General features: G+C 73.5%; 23 protein-coding genes and 1 riboswitch. Of the genes, 10 read left to right on the top strand and 13 right to left on the bottom strand.

The window, feature by feature from the left end; all coding sequences use genetic code 11:
* Nucleotides 1–138 precede the first annotated feature (138 nt).
* Nucleotides 139–750: a YciI family protein gene (locus tag ACH01S_RS02790; protein ID WP_067884942.1), complete on the top strand. Its 612-nt coding sequence runs from the start codon at nucleotides 139–141 to the stop codon at nucleotides 748–750.
* A gap of 18 nt (nucleotides 751–768) precedes the next feature.
* Here ACH01S_RS02790 and ACH01S_RS02785 read toward each other — a convergent pair whose 3' ends face one another.
* The 5 genes from ACH01S_RS02785 to ctaE form a co-directional block, all read right to left on the bottom strand.
* Nucleotides 769–1,890 (bottom strand): glycosyltransferase family 4 protein, encoded by a 1,122-nt coding sequence (locus ACH01S_RS02785; protein ID WP_067884940.1) that lies wholly within the window; start codon nucleotides 1,888–1,890, stop codon nucleotides 769–771.
* Nucleotides 1,891–1,960: 70 nt separating this feature from the next.
* Nucleotides 1,961–3,589, bottom strand: a complete 1,629-nt coding sequence (gene qcrB, locus ACH01S_RS02780) for a cytochrome bc1 complex cytochrome b subunit (protein WP_067884938.1) — start codon at nucleotides 3,587–3,589, stop codon at nucleotides 1,961–1,963.
* On the bottom strand, nucleotides 3,586–4,701 hold the full coding sequence (gene qcrA, locus ACH01S_RS02775; protein ID WP_067884936.1) for a cytochrome bc1 complex Rieske iron-sulfur subunit: 1,116 nt from the start codon (nucleotides 4,699–4,701) through the stop codon (nucleotides 3,586–3,588). The genes qcrB and qcrA overlap by 4 nt, the downstream gene beginning before the upstream one ends.
* Nucleotides 4,698–5,609: a cytochrome bc1 complex diheme cytochrome c subunit gene (gene qcrC / locus ACH01S_RS02770; protein WP_067884934.1), complete on the bottom strand. Its 912-nt coding sequence runs from the start codon at nucleotides 5,607–5,609 to the stop codon at nucleotides 4,698–4,700. Before qcrC ends, qcrA begins: the two co-directional genes overlap by 4 nt.
* Before the next feature lie 50 nt (nucleotides 5,610–5,659).
* Nucleotides 5,660–6,316, bottom strand: coding sequence for an aa3-type cytochrome oxidase subunit III (gene ctaE / locus ACH01S_RS02765; RefSeq protein WP_342787047.1), 657 nt, complete (start codon nucleotides 6,314–6,316; stop codon nucleotides 5,660–5,662).
* 93 nt (nucleotides 6,317–6,409) lie between these two features.
* Here ctaE and ACH01S_RS02760 point away from each other — a divergent pair, with 93 nt between their 5' ends.
* Together ACH01S_RS02760 and trpD are read left to right on the top strand one after the other, a co-directional pair.
* The gene (locus tag ACH01S_RS02760) at nucleotides 6,410–6,835 is read left to right on the top strand and encodes a type 2 periplasmic-binding domain-containing protein (RefSeq protein WP_067884932.1); all 426 of its coding nucleotides are present in this window, start codon (nucleotides 6,410–6,412) and stop codon (nucleotides 6,833–6,835) included.
* 23 nt (nucleotides 6,836–6,858) lie between these two features.
* Complete coding sequence (gene trpD, locus ACH01S_RS02755; RefSeq protein WP_067884930.1) at nucleotides 6,859–7,905, top strand: anthranilate phosphoribosyltransferase; 1,047 nt, start codon at nucleotides 6,859–6,861, stop codon at nucleotides 7,903–7,905.
* A gap of 181 nt (nucleotides 7,906–8,086) precedes the next feature.
* Here trpD and ACH01S_RS02750 read toward each other — a convergent pair whose 3' ends face one another.
* Genes ACH01S_RS02750 through ACH01S_RS02735 form a run of 4 tightly spaced genes read right to left on the bottom strand, consistent with a single transcriptional unit; the run spans nucleotide 8,087 to nucleotide 12,054 of the window.
* A complete protein-coding gene (locus tag ACH01S_RS02750) occupies nucleotides 8,087–8,896 on the bottom strand; it encodes an ABC transporter permease (protein WP_067884928.1) in 810 nt (269 codons plus the stop codon).
* Nucleotides 8,897–9,802: an ABC transporter permease gene (locus ACH01S_RS02745; protein ID WP_218010122.1), complete on the bottom strand. Its 906-nt coding sequence runs from the start codon at nucleotides 9,800–9,802 to the stop codon at nucleotides 8,897–8,899. It lies immediately after the preceding gene.
* Nucleotides 9,781–10,989: an ABC transporter substrate-binding protein gene (locus ACH01S_RS02740; RefSeq protein ID WP_067884924.1), complete on the bottom strand. Its 1,209-nt coding sequence runs from the start codon at nucleotides 10,987–10,989 to the stop codon at nucleotides 9,781–9,783. The genes ACH01S_RS02745 and ACH01S_RS02740 overlap by 22 nt, the downstream gene beginning before the upstream one ends.
* Before the next feature lie 39 nt (nucleotides 10,990–11,028).
* Nucleotides 11,029–12,054 carry an ABC transporter ATP-binding protein gene (locus tag ACH01S_RS02735; RefSeq protein WP_067884922.1) on the bottom strand — a complete coding sequence of 342 codons (1,026 nt, stop codon included), beginning with the start codon at nucleotides 12,052–12,054 and terminating at the stop codon, nucleotides 11,029–11,031.
* Between the two features lie 80 nt (nucleotides 12,055–12,134).
* Between ACH01S_RS02735 and ACH01S_RS02730 the strand changes: the two genes are divergently transcribed.
* Entirely contained in the window at nucleotides 12,135–12,842 is a 708-nt protein-coding gene (locus ACH01S_RS02730; RefSeq protein ID WP_067884920.1) for a FadR/GntR family transcriptional regulator, read from the top strand.
* Nucleotides 12,843–12,859: 17 nt separating this feature from the next.
* Nucleotides 12,860–13,576 (top strand): cache domain-containing protein, encoded by a 717-nt coding sequence (locus ACH01S_RS02725; protein ID WP_067884918.1) that lies wholly within the window; start codon nucleotides 12,860–12,862, stop codon nucleotides 13,574–13,576.
* Between the two features lie 47 nt (nucleotides 13,577–13,623).
* Here ACH01S_RS02725 and ACH01S_RS02720 read toward each other — a convergent pair whose 3' ends face one another.
* From ACH01S_RS02720 to ACH01S_RS02710, 3 genes are read right to left on the bottom strand one after another with little or no spacing between them, the layout of a single operon-like run.
* Nucleotides 13,624–13,911, bottom strand: a complete 288-nt coding sequence (locus ACH01S_RS02720; protein WP_067884916.1) for an Lrp/AsnC family transcriptional regulator — start codon at nucleotides 13,909–13,911, stop codon at nucleotides 13,624–13,626.
* A gap of 39 nt (nucleotides 13,912–13,950) precedes the next feature.
* Complete coding sequence (locus tag ACH01S_RS02715; RefSeq protein ID WP_067884914.1) at nucleotides 13,951–14,700, bottom strand: rhomboid family intramembrane serine protease; 750 nt, start codon at nucleotides 14,698–14,700, stop codon at nucleotides 13,951–13,953.
* Nucleotides 14,701–14,745: 45 nt separating this feature from the next.
* Nucleotides 14,746–16,560 (bottom strand): DEDD exonuclease domain-containing protein, encoded by a 1,815-nt coding sequence (locus ACH01S_RS02710; RefSeq protein WP_067884912.1) that lies wholly within the window; start codon nucleotides 16,558–16,560, stop codon nucleotides 14,746–14,748.
* A gap of 48 nt (nucleotides 16,561–16,608) precedes the next feature.
* Here ACH01S_RS02710 and ACH01S_RS02705 point away from each other — a divergent pair, with 48 nt between their 5' ends.
* From ACH01S_RS02705 to ACH01S_RS02680, 5 genes are all read left to right on the top strand, one after another.
* Entirely contained in the window at nucleotides 16,609–18,195 is a 1,587-nt protein-coding gene (locus ACH01S_RS02705) for an NYN domain-containing protein (protein ID WP_246236744.1), read from the top strand.
* Nucleotides 18,196–18,519: 324 nt separating this feature from the next.
* Complete coding sequence (locus ACH01S_RS02700; protein WP_067885277.1) at nucleotides 18,520–19,458, top strand: C40 family peptidase; 939 nt, start codon at nucleotides 18,520–18,522, stop codon at nucleotides 19,456–19,458.
* 497 nt (nucleotides 19,459–19,955) lie between these two features.
* Nucleotides 19,956–20,154: riboswitch (cyclic di-AMP (ydaO/yuaA leader) on the top strand.
* Between the two features lie 196 nt (nucleotides 20,155–20,350).
* Nucleotides 20,351–21,190: a CHAP domain-containing protein gene (locus ACH01S_RS45700; protein ID WP_067884908.1), complete on the top strand. Its 840-nt coding sequence runs from the start codon at nucleotides 20,351–20,353 to the stop codon at nucleotides 21,188–21,190.
* A 39-nt stretch (nucleotides 21,191–21,229) separates the two neighbouring features.
* Nucleotides 21,230–22,504, top strand: a complete 1,275-nt coding sequence (locus tag ACH01S_RS02685; RefSeq protein WP_067884906.1) for a hypothetical protein — start codon at nucleotides 21,230–21,232, stop codon at nucleotides 22,502–22,504.
* A complete protein-coding gene (locus tag ACH01S_RS02680) occupies nucleotides 22,501–23,886 on the top strand; it encodes a M48 family metallopeptidase (RefSeq protein ID WP_083980225.1) in 1,386 nt (461 codons plus the stop codon). The genes ACH01S_RS02685 and ACH01S_RS02680 overlap by 4 nt, the downstream gene beginning before the upstream one ends.
* 30 nt (nucleotides 23,887–23,916) lie before the next feature.
* Here the strand turns inward: ACH01S_RS02680 and ACH01S_RS02675 are convergent, their stop codons facing one another.
* Complete coding sequence (locus ACH01S_RS02675) at nucleotides 23,917–25,218, bottom strand: L,D-transpeptidase (RefSeq protein WP_246236742.1); 1,302 nt, start codon at nucleotides 25,216–25,218, stop codon at nucleotides 23,917–23,919.
* Between the last annotated feature and the right edge of the window lie 47 nt (nucleotides 25,219–25,265).

Here is a 25,265-nt window from a genome sequence, read left to right as displayed (position 1 = left end):
GGCGATCACCGGGACAGGGATCATTCCGGGCGTCCCCGGCGCGAGCGTCCGCGGCCGGGCTCCGGCGCGAGGACTCCGCCGACCGGCGCGGGGGCGGGGTCCTCGGGCCGGACCGGGCCTCGCTAAGATCCCTGCGACGTGGAGTACTTCTTCTACTGCCGCGACAGGCCGGGCACGTTCCCGCTCCGGATGGAGCTCGCCGAGGCCCACTGGACGTTCATGGACCGCTACGCCGACGAGCTGATCGCGCGCGGCCCGACGTTCGGCGCCGACGGCGAGACGGTGACGGGCAGCATGCACATCGCCGACCTCCCCGGCCCGGCCGCCGCCCGCGAGTTCGCGTTCGAGGAGCCGAACTACAAGGCGGGCGTGTACGACGACGTCCTCATCCGCCGCTGGAGGAACGTCCTCGGCCGGACGATGTGGCAGTTCGCCACGGCGGTCCCCGGCTACGAGCGCTTCCTCGTCATCGCGCACGGCGTCATCGCGCACGGCGCGGCGGCCGCGTCCGGCGACGACAAGCTCGCGGAGGCGCAGCACCGCTACCTCGACGGCCTCTACGGCGACCGGCTGATCGCCTACGGCCCGCTGCTGTCCGACGACGGCGCCGACCGGACGGGCACCGTCCTCCTCGTCGAGCTGCCGGACCGCGCCGCCGCCGAGACCCTCATGGACGGCGACCCGTACGCCCGGAACGGCCGCTACGAGGACGTCGAGATCCACGCCTGGGAGTTCGGCGGCCGCCGGTAGCGCGCCGCGGGACGCCCGTCAGTCGAGCAGTTTCGCGAGCCGGGCCGCTTGGGTCTCCCAGCGCCAGTCGCGCTCGACCCAGGCGCGTCCCCGCTCCCCCATCCGGCGGGCGCGCCCGGCGTCGGCGAGCAGGCCGCCGACCGCCTCCGCGATGCGCGACGCCGACCGCCCCGGCACGACCAGGCCCGTCTCCCCGTCCAGGACGGCGTCGGGCGCGCCTCCCGAGTCGCCCGCCACCACCGGCAGCCCCGTCGCCGACGCCTCCAGGTAGACGATCCCGAGGCCCTCGACGTCCAGGCCGCGGCGGCGGGTCCGGCACGGCATCGCGAACACGTCGCCCGCGTCGTAGTGGGCGGGCAGCTCCTCCCACGGGACGCCGCCGGTGAACACGACGGAGCCGGCCACGCCGCACGACGCGGCGAGCCGCTCCAGGTCGGCGCGGTACGGGCCGCCGCCGACGAGCAGCAGCGCCGCGTCCGGCACCATCCGCTGGACGCGCGGCCAGGCGCGGATCAGCGCGTCCTGCCCCTTGCGCGGCACCAGCCGGGACACGCACACCGCCACCGGGCGTCCCGCCAGCCCGTGCCGCGCCCGGATCTCGTCGCCGCCCGCGCCGGGGCGGAACGCCTGCTCGTCGACGCCGGGGGCGAGCCGGGCCATCCGGGCCGCCGCGTCCGGCGACAGCACCCGCGCCATCCGGGACCGCGTGTACTCGCCGAGGTAGGTGAGGACGTCCGTGTCGTCCCCGATGCGGGCGAGGAGGCGGCGCGCCACCGGCAGCGCCGCCCAGCCCGCCTCGTGCCCGTGCGTGATCCCGACGAGCCGCTCGGCCCCGTGCCGCCGCAGCGCCGGGGCGAGCAGGCCGAGCGGCGCGGCCGCGCCGAACACCACCGAGTCGCAGCCCTCCGCGCGCATGATCTCCGCCGCGCGGCGCCGCACCCCCGGCTCCGGCAGCATCAGCGACCCCGGATGCCGGACGACGGGGAACGGCTGCGCCGCGTCGAACGCGGCGTCCCCCTTCCACGCCGGGGCGTACACGACCACCGAGCCGGGCGGCCGCCGCGCGGCGAGCCCGTGCACGAACGCCTGGATCCCGCCCGGCCGGGGCGGGAAGTCGTTGGTGACGAAGAGCGTCCTCATCGCGGGCCAGCATACGTACGCCGAAGGCCCGGCGCCGCCATCGCGGCGCCGGGCCTCCGTGAGCTCCGGATCAGTGCTTGACCTGCTCCGACCCGCTCTCGATCGCCTTCTGGTCGCCGTGGCCGTGCTCGTGCTCCTCGACGGGGATGTCGTCGAAGGTCCACGCGCGGTTCAGCCGCGAGCGCAGATGCCCGATCGGGCCCTTGCTGCCGGGCGCCGGGATGCCCTTGGCGTCCCGCGCGGGCGCCTCCGGGCGGGCGTTCTCCTTGGAGAGGATGACGAGCTTCTCCTCCTCGCGCGGCGCCTCGTGCCGCTCGGAGAACCTGCCCTCCGGCGACATGAGGATGACGCCGGACTCCACGCCGTGCCCGATCGTGTCGGCGTCCTTGCGCTGGAGGCCCAGGCAGATCCGCTTCGTCACGATGAACGCGATCAGCGGCCCGAGGAAGACCGTCACCCGGAAGAACCAGGTCGTCGCGAACAGCGAGACGTGGAACCGCTCCGCGAGGACGTCGTTGGCGCCCGCGAGCCACAGCAGCCCGTAGAACGTGACGGCCGCCATGCCGGTCGCGGTGCGGACCGGGGCGTTGCGCGGCCGCGTGTTCACGTGGTGCTGCCGCTTGTCGCCGGTCACCCACGCCTCGACGAACGGCCACGCCGCCGCGCCGCCGAACACGATGCCGAGCGGCACCGCCGCCGGGATCAGCACGTTCAGGCTGAGCGTGTGGCCCCAGGCGGTGATCTCCCAGTTCGGCATGATGCGCAGGGCGCCTTCGAGCGGCCCCATGTACCAGTCCGGCTGGGACCCGGACGAGATCGCGCCCGGGTCGTAGGGGCCGAACAGCCAGATCGGGTTGATCTGCGCGAACGCGCCGAGCAGCGCCACGACGCCGAACGTGAACAGGAAGTACGCGCCGGTCTTCGCCATGAACACCGGGTAGAACGGGTAGCCGTACACCTGCTGCTCGGTCTGGTTCTTGACCGGCATCGCGGTGTGCTTCTGATGCCACATGATCATCATGTGCGCGGTGACCATGCCGAGGATCAGCGCCGGGATCAGCAGGATGTGCAGCATGTACAGGCGGGGCACGATGTCCTGGCCGGGGAACTCGCCGCCGAACAGGAACATGTAGATGTAGGTGCCGACCAGCGGGATCGACTCCGCCACGCCCTGCGTGATGCGCAGCCCGGTGCCGGACAGCAGGTCGTCCGGCAGCGAGTAGCCGAACAGGCCCTCCAGCATGCCGAGCGTGAACATGCCGATGCCGATCAGCCAGTTCAGCTCGCGCGGCTTGCGGTACGCGCCGGTGAAGAACACCCGCAGCATGTGCGCCAGGATCGACGCCATGAACAGGATCGCGGCCCAGTGGTGGATCTGCCGCATGAGCAGCCCGCCGCGGACGTCGAAGCTGATGTGCAGCGTCGAGTCGTAGGCCTCGGACATCTTCACGCCCTGCAGCTTCGTGTACGACCCGTCGTACACGACCTCCGCCATGCTCGGCTTGAACCAGAGCGTCAGGAACGTCCCGGTCAGCAGCAGGATGATGAAGGAGTACAGGGCGATCTCGCCCAGCATGAACGACCAGTGGTCCGGGAAGACCTTCTTGACGTTCCGCCTGAAGAAGCTCGTGGAGCCGAGGCGCTCGTCGATGAAGCCGAGCGTCCCCTCGATGGCCTTCGGAGGTGTCGCCTGACTCATCCGCGCTCCCAGAAGCTCGGGCCGACCGGCTCGTGATAGTCGCTGGTCGCGACGAGGTACCCGTCCTCCACGGCCAGCGGAAGCTGCGGCAGCGGCCGCGCCGCCGGGCCGAAGATGACCTTGGCGGCGTCGGTGGCGTCGAACGTGGACTGGTGGCACGGGCACAGGATGTGGTGCGTCGTCTGCTCGTACAGCGCGGCCGGGCAGCCGACGTGCGTGCAGACCTTCGAGTACGCCACGATGCCGTTGACGTGCCAGTTCTCACGTCCCTTGGCGGGCTTGAACTTGTCCGGCGGGACGTTGATGAGGATGGTGACCGCCTTGGCGTTCTGCGTCAGCACCTGCTCCTCGGGCACCTCCTCCTCGATGCCCTCCGGCAGGACGGTGATCATCCCGCCGGGCGAGGAGAAGTCGCTGACCCGCAGCGGCTTGTTGGTGCCGTCCACCACCAGGCGGACGCCCTTCTTGCCCTCGGCCTGCGCCTTCTTGACCGCCTCGCCCCAGTAGGTGTGGCGGAGCCGCTTCTCCGGCAGCGGGCCGAGGTCGCGCAGCAGGACGAGCGGCGCCAGCCCGAGCGGCGCGGCGGCGAGCAGCAGCGTGCGGCGCAGCAGCGGCCGCTTGGTGATGCCGCTGTCCTCGGCGCCCTCCATGAAGTCCTGCGCGAACGCCGCCCTGGACTCCTCGTCGGCGGCCAGCTCGTGCCGCTCCTGGACGATCGGCTTGCTGGTCATCAGCCGGCGGACCCAGATCGTCACGCCGACGGCCATCGCGAGGAACGACAGCGCCATCGTCCCGCCGAGCCAGAAGTTGGACTCGCGGGCGCGCAGCACGCCGTGCATGCCGCCGTCGCGGCCGCTCCAGCCGATGAAGTAGGCGATGAACGTCACGCTGGCCGCGAACGCGACCAGGAAGAACGTCGCGACGATCCGCTCCGCCCGCTTCATCGACGCCTCGTCGAGCTGCTCGCCCACGCCCGCGGGCGCCGAGATGTCGTCCTCGGCGAGCAGCGCCTTCTCCCGCGCCGGGGACGGCGTGCCGATGACGCGCTCGCGGCGGCGGCCGTCCTCGCCCGGGCCCGGTGCGCCCTCGGTCTCGTTCTTGTCGTCGCTCATGACTTCTTCAGCTTCTTCGGCTTCTTCGCGGTGATCCACATGGCGGCCAGCACCAGCAGGCCGATCCCGATCAGCCAGCCGGCGAGGCCCTCGCTCACCGGGCCGATGCGGCCGAGGCCGTTCCCGCCCGGGTTCGGCTCCTCACGCGTCTTGACCAGGTAGGAGATGATCGCCTGCTTGTCCTGCGGCGTGAGCGTCGTGTCGTTGAAGACCGGCATCGCCTGCGGGCCGGTCAGCATCGCCTCGTACATCTGGGTGGGCGTGACGTCGTCCCCCGACAGCGGGGGCGCGTACTTGCCGCCGGTCAGCGCGCCGCCCTGGCCGGTGAAGTTGTGGCACTGGGCGCAGTTGGTGCGGAACAGCTTGCCGCCGAGCGCGACGTCGCCCTTGTCCGGGTCGACCGCGGAGGCCGGGGGGACCTCGGGCCCGCCGCCGAGCGAGGCGATCCAGGCGCGCAGGTCGGCCAGGTTCTTCTCGGCCTGGGCCTTCTGCTTCTCCGCGGCCTCGCGCTTCTCCGGCTCCTCGAAGTCGGTCTTGATCGAGGTGTTGAAGTCGGGGATCGGCTCCTTGCGCGGAATCTGCGCGCCAGGGTTCATCGCGGGCATGCGGCCCGTGCTGACCTGGAAGTCGACCGACGCCGCGCCGACGCCGATGAGGCTCGGCGCGATCGGGTTGCCCTTGGCGTCCTTCGTGCCCTCGGCGTTCAGCCCGTGGCAGCTCGCGCAGTTCTTGTTGAACAGCTGTTGGCCGTGCTTCAGGTCCTGCGCGGCCTGGGCGCTGCTCTGCGCCTCGGCCCGGTCACTCCGCGGCGAGAAGCCGGCGTAGACCACGCCGATCGCCGCCAGGGCCGCCAGCACGACGGCGTAGCCCGCCCACGGGCGCCGTCGCCATGCGGTGATCCTTTTCACGGAAATCCCCGTTCGGGTCATGTCTTGGGTGGGTCAGGGTGGTCGGGCTGTCACATGTCGAGCAGGTAGACGGCCGAGAACAGGCCGATCCAGACGATGTCGACGAAGTGCCAGTAGTAGGACACGACGATCGCGCTCGTCGCCTGCTCGTGCGTCCACCGCTTCGCCGCGAAGGTGCGGCCGAGGATGAACAGGAAGGCGATGAGGCCGCCGATGACGTGCAGGCCGTGGAAGCCGGTCGCAAGGTAGAAGATCGAGCCGTAGGCCGAGGACGAGAAGGTCAGCCCGTCCTTGGTCACGAGGTTGAAGTACTCGTAACCCTGCCCCGCGACGAAGTAGGCGCCCATGAGGAACGAGAGGACGTACCACTCGCGCAGCCCCCAGCGGCGGAAGTTCAGCAGGCCGCCGTCGCGCCCGACCTTGCCCGCCTCCGCCTTGAAGACGCCCATCTGGCAGGTCACGGAGGACAGCACCAGGATCGTCGTGTTGACCGACGACAGCGGCAGGTCGAGCGGGGCGCCCGGCCACGCGTCGTGCCCGGACTGGCCGATCGTCACAGAGCGGATCGTGAAGAACATCGCGAACAGCGCCGCGAAGAACATCAGCTCGGACGACAGCCAAACGATCGTCCCCACGCTGACCAAATTGGGACGGTTCGCCCGTGCGTGAGGTGTTGTCTCTATCGCGGAAGCTGTCACGGGCAGCATTATTGCGCCCCCATCCAGTGAGTGACGCATGACCCCCCTACAAGGGTTCCCGCGCGTGTCCCGCGCGCCCGTGACCCGGTACCCTTCACGTCCATGAGCAGCACCGCCCCGGAGAGCCCGATGAAGGTCCTCGTCTACAGCGACGACGCGAACACCCGCGCCCAGATCCGGCTGGCGATCGGCCGCCGTCCGGCCGCCGACCTGCCCAAGGTCGAGTTCGTCGAGCGGGCGACCCAGCCCGCCGTGGTGGAGACGCTCGACCAGGGCGGGATCGACGTCCTCGTGGTGGACGGCGAGGCCCAGCCCGCGGGCGGCCTCGGCGTGTGCCGGCAGGCCAAGGACGAGGTGTACGACTGCCCGCCGGTCCTCGCGATCATCGGCCGCCGCGACGACGGCTGGCTCGCGACCTGGTCCCGGGCGGACGCCGTGGTGAGCCTCCCGCTCGACCCGATGGCCGTCGCGAACGCGCTCGCCGGGCTGATGCGGCAGCGCCTGGAGACCCGCCTCCCCGCCCTGTAGGGCGCCCGAGAGAACGGCACGACATGGACGCGCGCACCACCTGGCCGGCGCTGCTCAACGCGCTGGTCGCCGGAGACTCGCTGACCAGCGAGGAGACCTCCTGGGCGATGAACGCCATCATGTCCGGGGAGGCCACGGACGTGCAGATCGCGGGCTTCGCGGTCGGGCTGCGCGCCAAGGGCGAGACGGTCGAGGAGGTCACCGGCCTCGCCGAGGGCATGATGGACAACGCCACGCCCATCGACGTCCCCGGCCCCATCGCCGACCTCGTCGGGACGGGCGGCGACCGCGCCCACACCGTCAACGTGTCCACGATGGCCGCCGTGGTGGCCGCGGCGGCGGGCGTCCGGGTGGTGAAGCACGGCAACCGGGCCGCCTCGTCCTCCTGCGGCGCGGCCGACCTGCTGGAGCACCTCGGCGTCGCGATCGACCTGCCGCCCGAGTCGACCGCGCGGATCGCCGCGGAGATCGGCATCACCTTCTGCTTCGCGCCGCTGTACCACCCGGCGCTGAAGTACGCCTCCCGCACGCGGAGCGAGCTCGGCACCCCGACGGTGTTCAACTTCCTCGGCCCGCTGACGAACCCGGCGCGTCCCGGCGCGCAGGCGGTCGGGGTGTTCCACCCGCGGATGGCGGGCGTCATGGCGGGCGTGTTCGCCGCGCGCGGCTGCTCGTCCCTGGTGTTCCGCGGCGACGACGGCCTGGACGAGCTGACCACGACCGGCACGTCCACGGTGTGGGTGGTCCGCGACGGGACGGCGACCGAGACCACGTTCGACCCGGCCGCCCTGGGGATCCCCCCGGCGCGCCCGGACGACCTGCGCGGCGCCGACGCGACGTTCAACGGCCGCGTCGCCCGCGAGACGTTCGCGGGGCGGCCGGGCCCCGTCCGCGACATGGTCCTGCTGAACGCCGCCGCCCTGATCGTCGCCTACGAGGGCGCCCCCGCCCCCGCCGACCTGACCGACGCCCTCGCCGCCGCCAACGCCCGCGCCGCCGAGGCCGTCGACTCCGGCGCCGCCACCACCCTCCTCGACCGCTGGGTGGAAATCTCCCAGCGCTTGCGCTAGCCCAGGGGGGCGACCCCCTGGAACCCCCGTTGCGGCGCAGGCGATCCTCACGCCGCCGTTTCGGTCTGTCTTGCCTGTGCGGGCGTGTGGGGCGTCGCTGCGGTCGCCTGCGCCGTCGGGTCGTGCGGCCGGAGGGCGTGACCGCCCTCCGGCCGCACGACCCGTGGCCTTGGCCGGTGTCCTAGGTGATGTTGCGGGAGGCGCTGGAGAGACGCTGGGCCAGGTAGATCGGGATTATCGACAGCACGATCAGTGCCGCGGCCAGGACGTTGACCACTGGGGCCTGGTTGGGGCGGAAGAGGTTGTTGAAGATCCAGATCGGGAGGGTCTCGGCGCCGGGCCCGGCGGTGAACGTGGTCACGATGATCTCGTCGAAGGACAGCGCGAAGGACAGCAGCGCGCCCGCGAACAGGGCCGAGCGCAGGGCGGGGAACGTCACGTACCAGAACGTCTGGAAGGTGTCGGCGCCGAGGTCGGCGGACGCCTCCTCCAGGTTGGTCCCGGTGCGCCGCAGCCGGGCGAGGACGTTGTTGTAGATCGTCACGACGCAGAACGTGGCGTGCCCGACGATGACGGTGAACAGGCCGAGCCCGATCCCGAGCGGCTTCAGCACGACCTGGAAGGCGTTGCTGAGCGCGATCCCGGTGACGATGCCGGGCAGCGCGATCGGCAGGACGACGACGAGCGACACGGCCTCGCGTCCGAAGAACCGGTGCCGGGCCACGGCGAACGCGGCGAGGGTGCCGAGGACGAGCGCGGCGGCGGTGGCCCCGACGCCCGCCTTGACGCTGGTGAGGACGGCCCGCCGGGCGCCCTCGTTGTCCATGGCCTGCGTCCACCAGCGTCCGGTGAACCCGGACGGCGGCCACCCGAACGCCCGGTCGGCGTTCACGGAGTTGATCAGCACGACCAGCAGCGGCACGTAGATCACGGCGAGGCCGAGGCCCATGAGGACGCGCAGCGCGGTCCGCGCGGCGGGCGAGAAGGTCATCTAGAGCTCCCTGAGCGCGCCGGTGCGGCGGGCCGCGGCGAGGTAGCCGAGCATCACCACGACCGGGACCGTCGCGACGGCGGCGGCGAACGGCAGGTTGTTGGCGGCGCCGATGTTGTCGTAGACGACGTTGCCGAGCAGCTGCCGCCGCCCGCCGACGATCTTCACGGTGATGTAGTCGCCGAGCGACAGCGAGAACGTGAAGATCGAGCCCGCCACCAGCGCCGGGAACGCCAGCGGCAGGACGACGGAGCGGAGCGTGCGCAGCGGCCGGGCGCCGAGGTCGCCGGAGGCGTCCAGCAGCGAGTCCGGGAGCCGCTCCAGCCCGGTGTAGACGGGCAGGATCATGTACGGCAGCCACAGGTAGGCGAGGACGACCACGGTCGCGGTGAGCCCGTAGCCGGGGCCGGACAGCCCGAGCGGCCGCAGCGCCTCGTCGACCAGCCCGCCCTCCGCCAGCATGACCCGCCACGCGTACGCCTTGACGAGGTAGGCGGCCCACAGCGGCGCCAGGATCGCGATCACCAGGTACGGCCGGTACCGGGGCTTCGCGACCTTGGCCATGTAGAGCGCCATCGGGACGCCGACCAGCGCGTCGATCACGGTGACGGCGGCGGCGACGCCGAGGCTGCGGAGCGCGACCGTCCGGTAGACGGGCTCGTCCAGCAGGGTCTGGAAGTTCGCGAGCGTGAACCGCCGGACGACCTCGCCGGTGAAGACGTCCGTCGTCCAGAACGCCGTCAGGAAGATCGCGGCGAGCGCGGCGAGGTACCCGGCGACCAGCCAGGCGAGCGGCGCCGACAGCAGCAGCGTCAGCCGCAGCCGGGGACGGCGGTGCAGCAGGGCCGCCGCCCGGCGCCGGAGCACCGGGCGGCGGCCCGGGGTCAGCCCTTGATCGTCGTCCACGCCTGGGTCCACTTGGAGTAGTCGACGCACTTGACGTCCTTGCGGCCGTCGAGGCACTGCGCGATCGGGGTCGTCCAGAAGTGCACCTTCGAGAAGTAGGTCTCGTCGGTGGCGTGGAAGGTGTCGCAGAACTTCTTGTCCGAGGTCTCCGCGCACGCCTTGGCGTTGGCGGGCGCCTCACCGAACCACTCGGCGACCTGCGCGTTCGCCTTGGGCGACACGATCCAGTCCATCCACTTGTAGGCGCAGTTCGGGTGCTTGGCCTTGGCCCCGACCATCCACGTGTCGGACCAGCCGGTGGAGCCCTCCTTCGGCAGCGCCACCTTCACCGGCGCCTTCTCCGCCTCGGCGAGGTTCGCGATGACCTGCCAGGTCGTCCCGAGGACGGAGTCGCCGCTCTTGAACGCCTGGACCTCCTTCGTGTAGTCCGACCAGTACTCCCCCACCAGCCCGCGCTGCGTCTTCAGGAGCCCGACCGCCGCGTCGAACTGCTTCTGGTCGAGCGCGTACGGGTTCTTGATGCCGAGCTCCGGCCGCGCCGACATCAGGTACAGCGCGGCGTCCGCGATGTAGATCGGCGAGTCGTAGGCCGTGACCTTGCCCTTGTACGGGGAGTTCCCGTCGAACACCGCCCCCCACGAGTCCGGCGCGGCCTTCACCTTGTCGGTGCGCCACATGAGCAGGTTCGCGCCGCGCCCGTGCGGGATGCCGTAGGGGACGCCGTTCACCGAGTTCCACGGCTTCGCCTTCAGCCCGGCGAACACGTCGGCGTAGTTCGGGACGAGCTTCGTGTTGACGGGCGCGACCGTGCCGGAGGCGATCAGCCGCAGCGAGGCGTCGCCGGAGGCGGAGACCGCGTCGTACTCGCCGGTCCGCATCAGCGTCACCATCTCGTCGGACGTCCCGGCGACCTTGGTGTTGACCTTGCAGCCGGTCTGCTTCTCGAACGGGGTGACCCAGTCGACCTTCGGGTCGTTGGAGCCGTCCTCGGCGTACCCGGCCCAGGCGACCAGGTTGACCTGGCCCTCGCCCTGCCCGAGCGACTGCCGCATCGGCACCTTCGGGACGGTGAAGCCGCCCTGCCCGGCGCCCGTCGCCTTGTCGCCCGAGTCGCCGCCGCAGGCGGCGGCCGCCAGCCCGATCGCGAGCGTCGCCGCGGCGGCGATCGCCGTGCGCGTGGACCACATGGGGGGGTCTCCTTATGTCTCGGGGGTTGGGAGTCGTGCTCAGGAAGCGGGCGCGGCGGGCGCCGGGTCGGAGGGGACGCGGAACTCGTGCGCCGCCTCCCAGCCGATCCGGACGCGGGCGCCGCGGTGGCGCGTCACGTCCATGGACGAGGTCCGCAGGTTCTGCTGGAGCGCCACGACCCGGTCCCCCGAGTCCAGGTCGATGACGAACCGGGTGACCGCGCCCGCGTAGACGACCTCGGCGACCGTGCCGAGCGCGTGCCGGTCCCCGCCGCGCGGACCGGGGAGGTCGTCCCCGATCTCGACGTGGAGCTTCTCCGGGCGCACGCAGACGTCCCCGACGCGGTTGGACGTCCCGACGAAGCCCGCCACGAACCCGGTGGCCGGACGCTCGTACACCTCGGCGGGCGTCCCGACCTGCTGCACCCGGCCCCGGTCGAGGACGGCGACCCGGTCGCTCAGGGTCAGCGCCTCCTCCTGGTCGTGGGTCACGAACACGAAGGTGATCCCGGCCCGGCGCTGGATGCTCTTCAGCTCGACCTGCATCTCCTCGCGCAGCTTCAGGTCGAGCGCGCCGAGCGGCTCGTCGAGCAGCAGCACCCGCGGCTCGTTGACCAGCGCGCGGGCCAGCGCGACCCGCTGCCGCTGGCCGCCGGACAGCTCGCCCGGACGGCGCCGCTCCAGGCCGTCCAGGCGGACGCTGCGCAGCGCCTCAAGCGCCCGCTCCCGGCGCGCCGCCCGCGGCACCCGCCGCACCTTCAGGCCGTACTCGACGTTGCGGAGCACGTCCAGGTGCGGGAAGAGCGCGTAGTCCTGGAAGACGGTGTTGACGTCGCGGTCGAACGGGGCGAGGCCCGTCACGTCCGCGCCGCCGAGCTCCACCGTCCCGGCCGTCGGCCGCTCGAAGCCCGCGATCAGCCGCAGGATGGTCGTCTTGCCCGACCCGGACGGGCCGAGCATGGAGAAGAACTCGCCGTCCCCGATGTCGAGGTCGACGCCCGCCACCGCCTCGACGGCGCCGAAGGTCTTGCGCAGATCGCGGATCCTCACCGCTGCTTCCGGCATGAACAGAAAACATATGGATTCATAAGTTTCAGTTCAAGTGATGTTCCGGTATCACTGTGTGAACACCGGGAAGGGGGCCCATGGAGAACGCGCACCTGGTCGTGTTCGCCCCGGTCGACAACACCGCGCGGGTGCACGCGGTCGTGCGGCGGCTCGGCGACGCGATCGCGCTCGGGCTCCTCGACGACGGCGAGCAGCTGCCGAGCGAGACCGACTTGGCCGCACATCTCGGTGTATCAACGGTCACACTACGCGAAGCGCTGATGGCCTTGCGTCAGCAGGGGCTCATCGAGACCCGGCGGGGGCGCGGCGGCGGCAGCTTCGTCCGCGCCCCGGCCAGGCCGTTCGACCTCGACGAGCGGCTGCGTCCGCTCAGCGCGGAAGAGCTCCGCGACCTCGGCGACCACTACGCCGCGATCGCCGGGGCCGCCGCGCGGCTCGCCGCCGCCCGGTCGCTGCCGGACGACGTCCGCAGGCTGCGCCGCTCGCTGGAAGAGATGGCCGCCGGGGCCCGGCTGTGCCGCCTGGACGGACGGCTCCACCTGGACGTCGCGGCGGCGTCCCAGTCCGTGCGGCTCACCCGCGAGGAGATCCGGCTCCAGGCCGAGATCGGGCCGCTGGTCTGGGCCGTGCACGACCTGCCCGACCGGCGCGCCGCCGTGGCCGCCGAGCACGCCGGGATCGTCGACGCCATCGAGCGCGGCGACGACGCCGCCGCCCGCGATGTAGCTGAAAGTCACGTCCTGAATGCGGTACAACGTCTGATTGAACGACGGCTCGAACTCTGACTCCCGAGGGGGACCCCATGCCCGCCGAGCCCCCGGCCGCCGTGGACGGTCCCCCCGCCGCCCGCGCGGCGGCCGCCCGCGTGCGCGCCACCCTGGACGGCGTCTTCGAGGCGGTGGCGCAGGTCCGCGACGCGGCGGGCCGGTGCCTGGAGGACGTCCGCCGCGCCGGGCGCGCCCCCGTCCGCGCCGACCTCGCCGCGCTGCGCCCCCTGCTGTTCGCCCGGCTCGGCCCGCTGATCTGCGGCCTCGGCTTCATCGCCGCGCCCGAGCTGCTCGCCGACGCCGCCTGGTACCTGGAGTGGTGGCAGACCGGGCCCGCCGGGCGGCCGTCCCAGCTCCTGCGCGACCTCGACCCCGAGAGCAGCGTCCTCGCCGACTACACGCGCTGGGAGTGGTTCACCGGCCCGGCGGGCGGCGCCGAGCGGACCGTGTGCGGCCCCTACGTCGACTACCTGTGCAGCGACGAGTACGTCCTTACGCTGTCGGCGCCGGTGCTCGTCGGCGGGACGTTCGCGGGCGTCGCCGCCGCCGACGTGTACGCGCGCACGTTCGAGAACGAGATCGTCCCGGCCCTGCGCGAGATCCCCGCGCCCGCGTTCGTCGTGAACGCGCCCGGCCGGGTGATGGCGTCCAACACGGCGAGCTGGCCGCCCGGCGCCGTCTACCGGGGCGCCCCCGGCTTCGCCGCCCGCCCCTGCGGCGACCTCTCCCTGTCAGTGGTGACGGCGAGCTAGCCGTGCCTTTGTGGGGGGACGACCCCCCACACCCCCCGGCAAGGGCTTTAGTCGGCGTCCGGGAGACCGAGGGCGAACGCCTGCTCCAGGTCGTGCTGGGAGTAGGTGCGGAACGCGATGTGCGTCTCCGTGCCGACGATGCCGGGGATCTTGTTGATGCGGCCCGGGATGATGTCGTTCAGGTCCTCGTTGCGCCGCACCCGGACCATCGCCATGAGGTCGTGGTCGCCGGTGATGGAGTAGACCTCGCTGACGCCGTCCAGGGCGGCGATCGTCTCGGCCACCTCGTGGATGCGCGCGACGTCGGCCTTGACGAACACGATCGCAGTGACCACTGCACCCCTCCCCTGAAGCCTTGGACGTCCCGACCCTATCTAGCCGCGGCTCAGCGCGGCGAGGCGGCGGGCGGGCCCCGCGCGGCGCGCGAGCAGCGCGAACGCCACCCCGGCCAGGAAGCCGTAGATGTGCGCCGTGTAGGCCACGTTGCTCTTGTCGTCGCCGAGCGACAGCCACTGCAGGACGAACCAGTACCCGAGCACCACCCAGACCGGCAGCCGCACCACGATGACCGGCGGCACCCAGCTCACGATCCGCCCGCGCGGGTTGAGGATGACGTAGGCGCCCATCACCCCCGCGATCGCGCCGGACGCGCCGATGAGCGGGACGGTCGAGTCCGGCGAGGTCCAAGCGAACCCGTAGACGGCGACGAGCCCGAAGAACAGGTAGCTGAGCAGGTAGCGGAGGCGCCCGAGCCGGTCCTCGACGCCCATCCCGACGACGAACAGCGCGACCAGGTTGCCGAGCAGGTGCAGCGCGCCGGAGTGCAGGAACATCGAGGTGAACGCCGACGTCCAGGGCGCCTTGCGGAAGCCCGCGGGCCCGCACTGGCGGACGATGTCGGCGGGCAGCGGCTGCTGGTCGCCGCTCGTCAGCTCCTTCGGGACGGCGCCGTACTCGTAGGTGAAGTGCGCCGCCTCGCACTCGCGGACGTGGTCGCGCCCGTACCAGGCGGCGAAGTTCGACATCGGGGTGAGCAGGAACACCACCACGTTGGCCGCCACCAGCAGGTACGTCACCCACGGGACGCGGCGGGCCGGCTGGCTGTCGTAGAGAGGCAGGGCCATGCGGGGTCGTCGTCCTCTCCGAGCGCCGGGATTCCACGGGTCACCCTAACGTCGCCCGCCCCGCCCCCGGGACGTCTCCTGTGGCTCGTAAGCCCGGTCATAAGCGCGGTCGATCCATTCGCGGAGGCCCTCGGCGCCGTGCGCGGGGCACGTCCAGGGGCCGTCGACCTCGACGAGCCGGACGCCGGGCAGGTCGAGCCAGCGCAGCACGCACTCCATCTCCTCGGCGGTGGCCCCGGCGGACGGCGGCGCGCCGAGCGCGACGCCGCCGGGCGCCTCGCCGGACGGCGGGAACACCGTCTCGGCGGTGGCGATGAGCGCGTCGACGTAGGGCCTCGGCTGGGCGTGGGGCGGAACGGTCCCGGCGGCGGCGAGCCGCCCGTAGCGGACCACCGCCAGCTCCCAGCCGCCGTCGAACGCGGGCCGCGCCGCGACCAGCTCGGGCAGCCGGGCCAGCGCGGCGAGCCGCTGCCCGCGCGCGGCGGCGCGGACGAACGCGGCGAGCCGGTCGCGCTGGGCGGCGGCCTCCTCGTAGCGCTGCTCGGCGGCCAGCCGGTCGATGCGCACCCGCGCGGCGGCGACGACGGGGCGGACGTCGCCCGCCATGACGGCGCGGGCCGTCCCGACGTGGACGGCGTAGGCGTCGGCGGACTCGCGCCCGTCGCAGGGCGCGCCGCACCGGCCGAGCTCGGCGAGCGCGCACGCCCGCGCCCTGCCGCTCTCGATCACCCGCAGCGTCAGCCGCTGGGTGCACTGCCGCAGCGGGACGGCCTCGTGCAGCGCGGCCCGCGCCTCCTCGGCCTGCCGCCGCGACGAGATCGGCCCGAGGTAGCGCGCCCCGTCGGCGCGGCACTCGCGGACGATCGACAGCCGCGGGAACGGCTCGACGGTGAGCTTCAGCCAGATCGCCCGCTCGGGGAACTTGGACCGGCGGTTGTAGCGCGGCTTGTGCTCGGCGATCAGCCGCAGCTCGCGGACCTCGGCCTCCAGGCCGGTGGCGCACACGATCGTCCGGACGTTCTCGGCGATGCCGACCATCTCCCGGACCCGCCAGCGCGTCTCGGACCCGGTGAAGTAGCTGCGCACCCGCGACCGCAGGTCGCCGCTCTTGCCGACGTAGAGGACCTCGCCGGAGGCGTCCTCGAACAGGTACACGCCGGGCGTGCTCGGGACGTCGTCGGCGAGGTGCCGCTTGCGGCGCTGCTCGGGCGTCGGCGCCTTGGCGAAGCCGCGCATCTCCTCCAGCGAGGTGACGCCGAACGAGCCGATCCGCTCGATCAGCCCGTGCAGGACGTCGACGGTGGCGCGCGCGTCGGCGAGCGCGCGGTGCGTCGGCTCGTTCGGGGTGCGGAAGAACCGGGCGAGCGTGCCGAGCTTGCAGTTGGGCACCTCGTCCTTGGACAGGACGCGGCGCGCGAGGTCGACGGTGTCGACGACGGGGAACGCGGGCCAGGCGTACCCGTGCTCGGCGCACGCGGCCTTGAGGAAGCCGATGTCGAACGGCGCGTTGTGCGCGACGAGCACGCAGCCCCGCGCGAACTCCAGGAACGCGGGCAGCACCGCCTCGATCCGCGGCGCGGCCGTCACCATCGCGGTGGTGATGCCGGTCAGCGCGGTGATGAACGGCGGGACGGGCCCGCCGGGGTCGACCAGCGTGCCGAGCTCGCCGAGCTCCTCGCCCGCGCGCACCTTCACCGCGCCGATCTCGGTGATGGCCGAGTCGGCGACCGAGCCGCCGGTGGTCTCCAGGTCGACCACCACGAAGGTGACCCCGGAGAGGGGGGTGCCGAGGTCGTCCAGCGTTCCCTGGACGCCGCCCGCGGGGACTTCGGCGCCCCGGACACCGTGCGCAGCCGTCATGTGCGCGACCGTAGAGGACCCCACCGACAGAAGCCGGGGCCGCTAGGGTTGTGGGGCGCCGGAGCGTCCCGCCGGGCCGGGGGGCCGCGGGACCGCACGGGGGCCGCGCGCGGTTCGTCCGATCACGCGTCCGCCCTGGTTAGGGCGCGGACGGCTCGGGAAGACACAGCCCACCGGCGGCGAAAGCCCGGAAGGAGCGGGATCATCGACAGCGGCCCCGAAGCGACCCCCGGCGGCGAGGCCCCCGCGCGGCGCGCCGAGCACGAGCGAGGCCCGGCGGAGGCGTGCCCCGCCGGACGGGCGGACGACTCGCGCGCCCCGGGCGGCGAGCGCCTCGGCCGGCCGCTGCCCGAGGCCGTCCGGCAGTCGGTGGTGGAGGTCGCCGCCGACGTGATCGGCGGGCTCCCGGCCGACGACGTCCCCGCGCCGCTGCGCCCGTTCGCGCGGTTCGAGCGGCGCAAGCGCGCGAAGCTCGCGGGCCAGCACATCGCGGCGGCGCTGGAGAAGGACGCGGCGTTCCGCGGCCGCGTCGTCGAGCCGCTGCGCCGGTCGCAGGCCGCGCTGGTGGAGGCCGTCGAGGGCGGGGACGTGCCGCCCGCCGCCGACCCCGTCCGCGTCGCGGCGCTGGCCTACCTGCTGCGCCCCGCCGGCTGGACCGGGCTCGTCGAGTCCGCGCGGGCCGAGCTGGAACGCTCCGCCTCCGCCTCGGAGGAGGAGGCCGCCGAGCGCCGCGTCGCCGCGCTGAAGGAGGAGCTGGCCGCCGCCCGCGCGGGCCGCTCCGCCGACGCCGACCGGCTGCGCGCCGAGCTGCGCGACGCCAAGGCCGAGGTGGCCGACCTGCGCCGCAAGCTGCACGACGCGCGGACCCGGTTCCGGGCGGCCGAGGAGCGCGCGGACGCGGTCGCCGCGGAGGCCGAGCGCAAGCTCGCCGCGGCGCGCGAGTCGACCGCGGCGGCCGAGAAGGAGCTGCGCAGGCTGCGCGCCCGCGCGGCGCAGGCCGAGGCCGCCGCCGAGGCGGCCAAGCGGGCGGCGCGGGAGGGCCGCAACGTCGACGACGTCCGGCTGCGGATGCTGCTCGACACGCTGGTGGACGCGGCGCAGGGCGTCCGGCGGGAGCTGGCGCTGCCGTCGACGATCGACCGTCCGGCGGACGTGGTCGGCGGCCTCGAACCGGACCGGCAGGCGCACCGCGCGCTGCCGGGACGCGCGCTGTCCGACGGCGACCCCCAGTTGCTCGACCGCCTGCTGACGCTGCCCCGGGTGCACCTCGTGGTGGACGGCTACAACGTCACCAAGACGGGGTACGGGGAGCTGCCGCTGGCCGACCAGCGCACCCGGCTGCTGTCCGGGCTCGGCGGCCTCGCCGCGCAGACCCGCGCCGAGGTGACGTGCGTGTTCGACGGCGCCGAGCTGGACGCGCCGGTCGCGATCGCCGCGCCGCGCGGCGTCCGGGTGCTGTTCAGCCGTCCGGGCCAGACCGCCGACGAGCTGATCGGCGACCTCGTGCGGGCGGAGCCGCCGGGACGCGCCGTGGTGGTCGTGTCGTCCGACCGGGAGGTGGCCGACGCCGCCCGCCGCGCCGGGTCGCGGCCGTGCCCGTCCACGTTGCTGCTGCGCCGCCTCGGGCGCTCCTAGCGGCGGCCGGGCCGCGGCACGGGACGGACGGCTGCGGACCGCCCATAAGGTGCCCATAAGGCTGCGATAAGGGACGCTTCGCACCTCGTGATCATGAGGTCACAAATAGTGGACGATCCACGCAAATGTCAATTGAACTGCGACGAATCGGTTGTGACGGGTGTTGCCCCTCGCTAATGTCGTCCGCTGACGTCGTGGACGAGAGGGGCGAAACCGATCGTGGCCAATGATCTCATCGGGGCACCGGCGCACCGGCGTGACCGGAGCGGGGGCACGGCGGGCGGGAGAGCGTCCCGCCGCCTGGCGGCGGTGGTCTGCCTGACCGTGACCGCCTCCCTGGCCTACCCCCCGGTGCTGGCGCACGCCGAGCCCAAGCCGACCAGGGCGCAGGTGCAGAAGAAGCTCGACCAGCTCAACGAGCAGATGGACCACAAGGTCGAGCAGTTCAACCAACTCAACGAGAAGCTGAAGATCGCCAAGAAGAAGTACGAGAGCGCGAAGAAGTCGAGCGCGCAGGAGCAGGCGGCCTTCGAGGAGCAGCGCTCCAAGATCGCTCAGATGGCGGCCACCGCCTACAAGAACGGCGACTCGGCGGACGTGACCGGCTTCGTGGGCAGCAAGGACCCGCAGGCCATCCTCGACCAGGCGGCCGTCTTCTCGCACCTGTCGCACGAGCGCAACTCCCAGCTCACCCAGTTCCTCGCCACCGCGCAGCGGCTCCGCCGCGAGGAGGCGCAGGCGAAGGCCGCGTTCGACGACGTGAACGCCAAGACCAAGGAGCTGCGGGACAAGAAGCGCAAGCTCCAGCTTGAGGTCAACAAGCAGAAGAAGCTCCTGGCGAAGCTCGGCGGCGGCGGGTCGTCGTCGGGCGGCGGCGGCATCGGCGGCACCTACAACGGCCCGGCCAGCGGCCCGGCGCGGCTGGCGCTCAACTTCGCCTTCGCGCAGCGGGGCAAGCCGTACGGCTGGGGCGACACCGGCCCGAACTCCTACGACTGCTCCGGCCTGACGATGAAGGCGTGGGCGGCGGCGGGCGTCAACATCACCCGCACCACCAACTCCCAGTGGGCCGCGACGAAGCGGGTCGCCAAGTCCGACCTCCAGCCGGGCGACCTCGTGTTCTTCAGCGGGCTCAGCCACGTCGGCATGTACGTGGGCAACGGCCAGATGATCCACGCGCCGAGCACCGGCAAGACCGTGACGGTCGTGAACATCACCTCGGGCTACTACCTGAGCAACTACTACGGCGCCGGGCGCCCCTGACACGCGGCGGCTCCGCCCCGGCGCGGGGCGGCTCCGCGGAGCGACACCGACAACGGACCAGGCTTGACCTGGTCCGTTGTTGATTTTGTAGGGGTTTGCCTTCTCTTGGGGCTTTGGTACCTTGTACCCCATTCACGGCGCCCGCCAGGCGCCATGGCCCCCGCGACGCCCCCCAGGCGCCGCGACCGCACGCGGCGCTCGCGCCCGCGTGCCGGCGGTGCGAGCCACGCGCCGCCTCCCCCCGGCGGCGCGCTCCACGCGCCGTCCGCGCGGCGCCCTCCGCGGCGCCGCACCGGTCTGCACGCAGACCGCGACCCCCCTCCCGCCGCTCGCGCGCCTCACGCGAGCATGGCGCTGAGCGCGCCGCCGCGGCGGACCCGAGGGGTCGGGCGAGGACGGTCCCCGGCGACGGGCCGCCGTCCGCCCGCACATCAGGCGCCGCTCGTTCGCACGCGGGAGACAGGTCCCGCGCCGGGCCCCATCTCGCCCCCAGGATCGCAGCGGCAGCGCCGAGTCCGCCCAGCGCGGAACCGGGGACCCACGTCCGCCGGAGTCCGGGACACCCTCCCGGACGGGCATTCCGGCACCGGGGTGAATCGGCAGGACTCTCCCGCACGTCCGGTGGGAGCCCGCCGTAGGGCCACTTCCACGCCCGAACCCGTCAGCTAACCCGGTAGGCGTCTTGGAAGAAGAGGAGTGAGACCCGCAGCGTGACCCTGGGGCGTGGCCGCCACCGCGCGGCCGCGCCCTCCCTTTCCCCTGCCCTCTCGCTGTGACCATCCCCGTGCTCCGCGCGGCGCCCCCGCTCGCCGGAGTCCCCGTCCGTCCCGGCGCGCCGCCGACCCAGGCGTCCCGGCCCGGCGGACGGACCGGAAGCCGAGGAGATCCCCCCGTGCCAGGCGCGCACCGCAAGAAGACCTCCGGACGGCACCGCAAGCCGTCCCCCCTCCCCCTGACCTGGCGGACGACCGGCGGCGCGATCGCCGGAGCCGCCGTGCTCGGCGCCGCCGCGGCGACCGCGCAGGCGTCCGTCCCGCCGTTCGGCGGCGCGGCCCCGGCGAGCGTCACGGCCGCCGGCGCGACCGGAGGCGAGAACGGGCGGACGGCGTCGTCCGAGACGTCCCGGTCGTCCGCCGCCACCAAGAGGGAACGTTCCAAGCCGCGGCCCGAAGCGCCGCCGAGCGGCCGCCCGCAACGGGACGAGCCGAAGCCGCAGGCGTCCGAGAAGGCATCCGAGCAGGAGCGGCCGACGGCGGCCGAGGCCATCGCGCTCGCCCGCTCGCAGGTCGGCGTCGCGGAGGACGCGGGCGGCGAGACCAAGTTCCAGAAGTGGTACATGGGCACGTCCCGCGCGCGGGAGACGCTCGCCCGCGACGGCGGCTCCCTCGACGGCTACGGCGACGCGAACTGGTGCGACATGTTCATCTCCTGGGTCGGCGAGCGGCTCGGCTTCACCGACGAGATGGGCAGCGACGCGTGGACCGTCGCCCACGCCCGCTGGTTCCAGCAGAACGGCCGCTGGGGCACCGAGCCCAGGCCCGGCGCGATCGTCTTCTACGCCTGGAGCGGCGGCAAGGACAGCTCCGACATCCGGCACGTCGGCATGGTGGTCAAGAAGGTGGACGACGACACCATCGAGGCCGTCGAGGGGAACACCGGCAACGCCGTCCGGGTGAAGACGCGCTCGTCCGACGACATCGTCGGCTACGGATACCCCGCCTACCGGTCATGACCGCGACCTCCCGGCCGGACGCTGCATAGGATCACGCGCATGGAGGACGGACCCGACCCCGGCGGCGGGGCACCCGTGCAGCGCCGCCGGGCGCTCGCGCTCGGCGCGGGCGGGGCCGCCGCGCTGCTCGCGGGCGGCGGCGGCCTGCTCGGCGCCCGCTCCGGCCGGCACGCGGCGCCGCGCGCCCACGCCGACGGCGCGGCCCGCTCGTTCGCCCCCGCCGACGCGGCGGCCGTCCTCGCGGCCCGCGCCGCCGCCGTGCGGACCGGCGACCGCACGGCCTTCATGGCGACGGTCGCGTCCGCGCCCGCCGCGTTCCAGGACGTCCAGTCCCGCATGTACGGCAACCTCCGCAGGCTCCCCCTGGACGGCTGGCGCGAACGCGTCACCGGGGTCGAGGCCGTGGACGACGCGGCGGGCGTCGCGGTCGTCCGCGTCGAGGTCCGGTACCGGCTGCGCGGCTTCGACCGCGGCGACGTGGCCCGCACCCGCCGCCTGTCGCTCGCCCCGCGCCCCGGCGGCTGGACGGTCGTCGGCGACGGCTCCTCCCACGGCTTCCGCGACGACGCCGAGATCTGGGACGGCGGCCCGCTCACGGTCGTCAAGGGGCGCGCGTCGCTCGTGGTGGGCGACGCCACCGGGCTCGCCGACATCGCCCGCCGCCTCGACGCCGCCGTCCCGGTGGTCAGCGGCGTCGTCGGCAAGGGGTGGGCGCAGCGGGTCGTCGCGCTGGTCCCGGCGGACGCGGCGCTCGCGTCCGCGCTGGCCGGGCCCGGGCAGAGCCTCGGCCAGATCGCGGCGCTCGCGACGGCCGCGCCGTCCCCGGGCGGCGGGCGCGGCGAGGACCGGGTCGTCATCTCCCCCGGCACGTTCGGCCGGCTGAACCGGCTCGGCCGCGGCGTCGTGCTCACCCACGAGCTGACCCACGTCGCGACCGGCGGCGCCAGCGACCGCACGACCCCGCTGTGGCTGATCGAGGGCTTCGCCGACTACGTCGGCTACCGGGACGCGAGGATCGGCGTCCGCGCGGCGGCGGGCGAGCTGCGCCGCGACGTCGCCGCCGGGCGCGTCCCGGCGGCGCTGCCCGCCGCCGCAGCGTTCGCCGGGGGCTCCGCGCGGCTGTCCCAGGCGTACCAGGAGTCCTGGCTCGCCTGCCGGTTGATCGCGGACCGGTACGGTGAGGGCACGCTCGTGCAGCTCTACCGGACGGCCGGGCGCGTCCCGGAGGCGACCGCGCTGCGCGACGTGCTGGGCCTCGACCGGGCCCGGTTCACCGTGCTGTGGCGCGACTATCTGAAGAGGGAGCTCACATGAGCGAGGAGGTGGACGAGGAGCGGGCCGCCACGGCCGACCGGGACTCCGGCGGCGCCGCGCGCACGCCCCGGGTCGCCGCCGGGATCGCGGCGGCGGTGCTGTTCGCGGCGCTCGCGACCGTCCTCGCGCTGACCACGCCGTGGAACCCGCTGCCCGGCGACGTCCCCGGCGGGCAGGTGCGGCCCGACCCGGCGCTCGACTTCTCCCCCGCCGAGATCGCCCGCTCCCGGGCGTTCGACTCGGCCCTCAACCCGCCCGCCTACGCGGGGCTCGCCACCGGGCTCGTCCTGGTCCTCGTGCTCGGCCTCACCCCGCTCGGGGCGCGCTTCATCGGCTGGGTCACCGCCCGCACCCGCCGGTGGCCCCTCCGCGTCGCCGTCGCGTCCGTCGCGCTGACGACGCTGCTGCGCGCCGCCGGGCTCCCGTTCGACGTCTGGCGCGAGTCGGTGCTGCGCCGGTACGGGCTGTCCACGCAGGGCTGGGCCCCGTGGCTCGGCGACCAGCTCAAGTCCCTCGCCGTCGCCTGGGTCATCTACACGGTCGCCCTGCTCCTGCTGTACGCGGTGACGCGCCGCTTCCCCCGCTACTGGTGGACGGGCGCCGCCGCGGGCGGCTTCCTGCTGGTCGTCCTCGTGTCGTTCATCTACCCGATCGCCGTCGAGCCGGTGTTCAACAAGTTCCACCCGCTGCCCCGGGGGCAGTTGCGCGACGACCTGCTCGCGATGGCGAAGCGGGACGGCGTGCCCGTCGAGGACGTCCTCGTCGCCGACGCGTCCCGCCGGACGACGTCGCTGAACGCCTACGTGTCCGGGTTCGGCTCGACGCGCCGGATCGTCCTCTACGACACGCTGCTGAAGTCGCCGCGCCCGCAGGTCGAGTCGATCGTCGGGCACGAGCTCGGCCACGCCAAGCGCGACGACGTCCTGTGGGGGACGCTCGTCGGCGCGCTCGGCGTGTCCGGCGCCATGTGCCTGCTGTACCTCCTGACGACCTCCCCGCGCCTGCTGAGGCGCGCCGGGGTCGGCCCGGAGCCGGGCCCCGGCCGCGCGGGCGGGGCGGCCGACCCGCGCTCCATCGCGCTCGTCCTCGCGCTGGTCGCGGCCGGGACGCAGCTCGGCGCGCCCGTCCAGAACCTCGTCAGCCGGCGGATCGAGGCGCGGGCGGACGCGCACGCCCTCGGCCTCACCCGCGACCCGTCGACGTTCGTGTCGATGCAGCACGCGCTGTCGGTGCGCAACATCTCCGACCTCAGCCCGGACGCGATGGAGTACCTGCTGTGGATGACCCACCCCTCGGGTCCCGACAGGATCGCCATGGCCCGCGACTGGGCGCGCATGCACCGCGTCCCGGAACCGCCGCCGCTGCGCCCGCCGCCGAGCTAGGCGGCCCGCCCGCGGCGGGCGCGGCGGGCGTCAGTTGCCCTCGGCCCGCTGCTTCTCGGCCTGCCGCTTCGCGTCCCGCTCCCGCTGCTGCTTCTGGACGGACAGCGTCGCGGCGTCCAGGTGCGGGGCGGTCGACACCGAACGCCCCGTGGCGCTGCCCTTCACCCACTCGTTCCAGCCGATCTGCCAGTAGCCCCAGCCGTTCTCCGGTTCGAGCTCGCGGCTCGTCCCCGTCACCGTCACCGGGTCGCCGCGCAGGGACATCTTGTAGAACCACGCGGCGTTGGACGGGCTGATGTTGATGCAGCCGTGGCTGACGTTCTCGCTGCCCTGGGCGCCCACCGACCACGGCGCGCTGTGCACGTACTCGCCGCTGTCGGAGATCTGCACCGCCTTGTACACGGTCAGGCTGTAGTAGCCCGCGCTGCCCGGCCCGACGCCCATCCAGCCGGACGTCATGACGGTCGGGTCCTGCTTGTCCATCGTCAGGTGGACGCCGTTGGTGGTGGTGAACATGCGGGCCCCGCCCTTGCCCATGCTGGTCGGAATGGTGCGGGCCTTCTTCCCGTTGATCTTCACCACCATCTTGTGGCTGTCCTCGCCCGCCGTGGACACGTGCGAGTCGCCGATCTTGAACGCCAGCGCGGTGTTCTTCCCCCCGTACACGTCCCCGCCGGTCCGGACGCCGCTGAGATGGGCCTGGAACGTCACCCTGGTCTGCGCGGGCCAGAACTGCCTCGGCCGGAACACGACCTCCTTGTCGCCGAACCAGCGCCAGGCGCCCTCGACGGTCTTGTCCGACCGCACCTCCAGGGCCTCCTCGACGGCCCTGCGGTCCTGCACCGCGCGGTCGAAGTGCACGATGATCGGCATGCCGACCCCGACCGTCTCCCTGTTGAACGGCGCCTCGATCTTCACGGCGTTCGTCTTCGCCACCGTCGCGGCGGTGAACCGGTCGGTGACCGTCCGGGTCCTGCCGTCCTTGCCGATCGCCGTGGCGTCGACGGTGTAGGTCGCGCCGGGCTCCAGCGTCCACCGCGACCGCCACCGCGTCCGGTCGGCGCTCAGGTCGCCCTCCATCGGCGCGGCGCCGCCGGACACCGTCACGTTCTCGATCGTCCCCTTGCTCGCGTGGACGGCGATGGGGCTGTCCGGACGCAGCGCCGCCCCGCCCCCGCCGCTCGCAGGCGACAACGTCAGCTTCACGGCGTCGGCGCCGTCCGGCCCGCCCGAGCAGGCCGCCGCCCCGGCCGCCATGACCGCCATCGTGCCCGCCCCGGCGAGCACCGCGACGGCCCGCCGTCCCCGGTCTCCCGGTCCTGAGCCACTCACCCGCATGTGGTCCCCCCGGTCGTCCACCTGGGCGATCGGTCCGCCTG

Source organism: Actinomadura chibensis NBRC 106107 (genome assembly GCF_001552135.1).
GTDB lineage: Bacteria > Actinomycetota > Actinomycetes > Streptosporangiales > Streptosporangiaceae > Spirillospora > Spirillospora chibensis.
Note: the sequence above shows the minus strand (reverse complement) of the source record. Positions and strands in the feature narration are given on the sequence as shown.

What these genes read in the sequence shown, in the direction of transcription:
- ACH01S_RS02710 (WP_067884912.1), bottom strand. Translation starts at nt 16,560, where the DNA reads ATGACGGCTGCGCACGGTGTCCGGGGCGCCGAAGTCCCCGCGGGCGGC.
- ACH01S_RS02750 (WP_067884928.1), bottom strand. Translation starts at nt 8,896, where the DNA reads ATGACCTTCTCGCCCGCCGCGCGGACCGCGCTGCGCGTCCTCATGGGC.
- trpD (WP_067884930.1), top strand. Translation starts at nt 6,859, where the DNA reads ATGGACGCGCGCACCACCTGGCCGGCGCTGCTCAACGCGCTGGTCGCC.
- ACH01S_RS02685 (WP_067884906.1), top strand. Translation starts at nt 21,230, where the DNA reads ATGGAGGACGGACCCGACCCCGGCGGCGGGGCACCCGTGCAGCGCCGC.
- ACH01S_RS02715 (WP_067884914.1), bottom strand. Translation starts at nt 14,700, where the DNA reads ATGGCCCTGCCTCTCTACGACAGCCAGCCGGCCCGCCGCGTCCCGTGG.
- ACH01S_RS02725 (WP_067884918.1), top strand. Translation starts at nt 12,860, where the DNA reads ATGCCCGCCGAGCCCCCGGCCGCCGTGGACGGTCCCCCCGCCGCCCGC.
- qcrB (WP_067884938.1), bottom strand. Translation starts at nt 3,589, where the DNA reads ATGAGTCAGGCGACACCTCCGAAGGCCATCGAGGGGACGCTCGGCTTC.
- ACH01S_RS02760 (WP_067884932.1), top strand. Translation starts at nt 6,410, where the DNA reads ATGAGCAGCACCGCCCCGGAGAGCCCGATGAAGGTCCTCGTCTACAGC.
- ACH01S_RS02730 (WP_067884920.1), top strand. Translation starts at nt 12,135, where the DNA reads ATGGAGAACGCGCACCTGGTCGTGTTCGCCCCGGTCGACAACACCGCG.
- ACH01S_RS02785 (WP_067884940.1), bottom strand. Translation starts at nt 1,890, where the DNA reads ATGAGGACGCTCTTCGTCACCAACGACTTCCCGCCCCGGCCGGGCGGG.
- ctaE (WP_342787047.1), bottom strand. Translation starts at nt 6,316, where the DNA reads ATGCTGCCCGTGACAGCTTCCGCGATAGAGACAACACCTCACGCACGG.
- qcrA (WP_067884936.1), bottom strand. Translation starts at nt 4,701, where the DNA reads ATGAGCGACGACAAGAACGAGACCGAGGGCGCACCGGGCCCGGGCGAG.
- ACH01S_RS02735 (WP_067884922.1), bottom strand. Translation starts at nt 12,054, where the DNA reads ATGCCGGAAGCAGCGGTGAGGATCCGCGATCTGCGCAAGACCTTCGGC.
- ACH01S_RS02740 (WP_067884924.1), bottom strand. Translation starts at nt 10,989, where the DNA reads ATGTGGTCCACGCGCACGGCGATCGCCGCCGCGGCGACGCTCGCGATC.
- ACH01S_RS02680 (WP_083980225.1), top strand. Translation starts at nt 22,501, where the DNA reads ATGAGCGAGGAGGTGGACGAGGAGCGGGCCGCCACGGCCGACCGGGAC.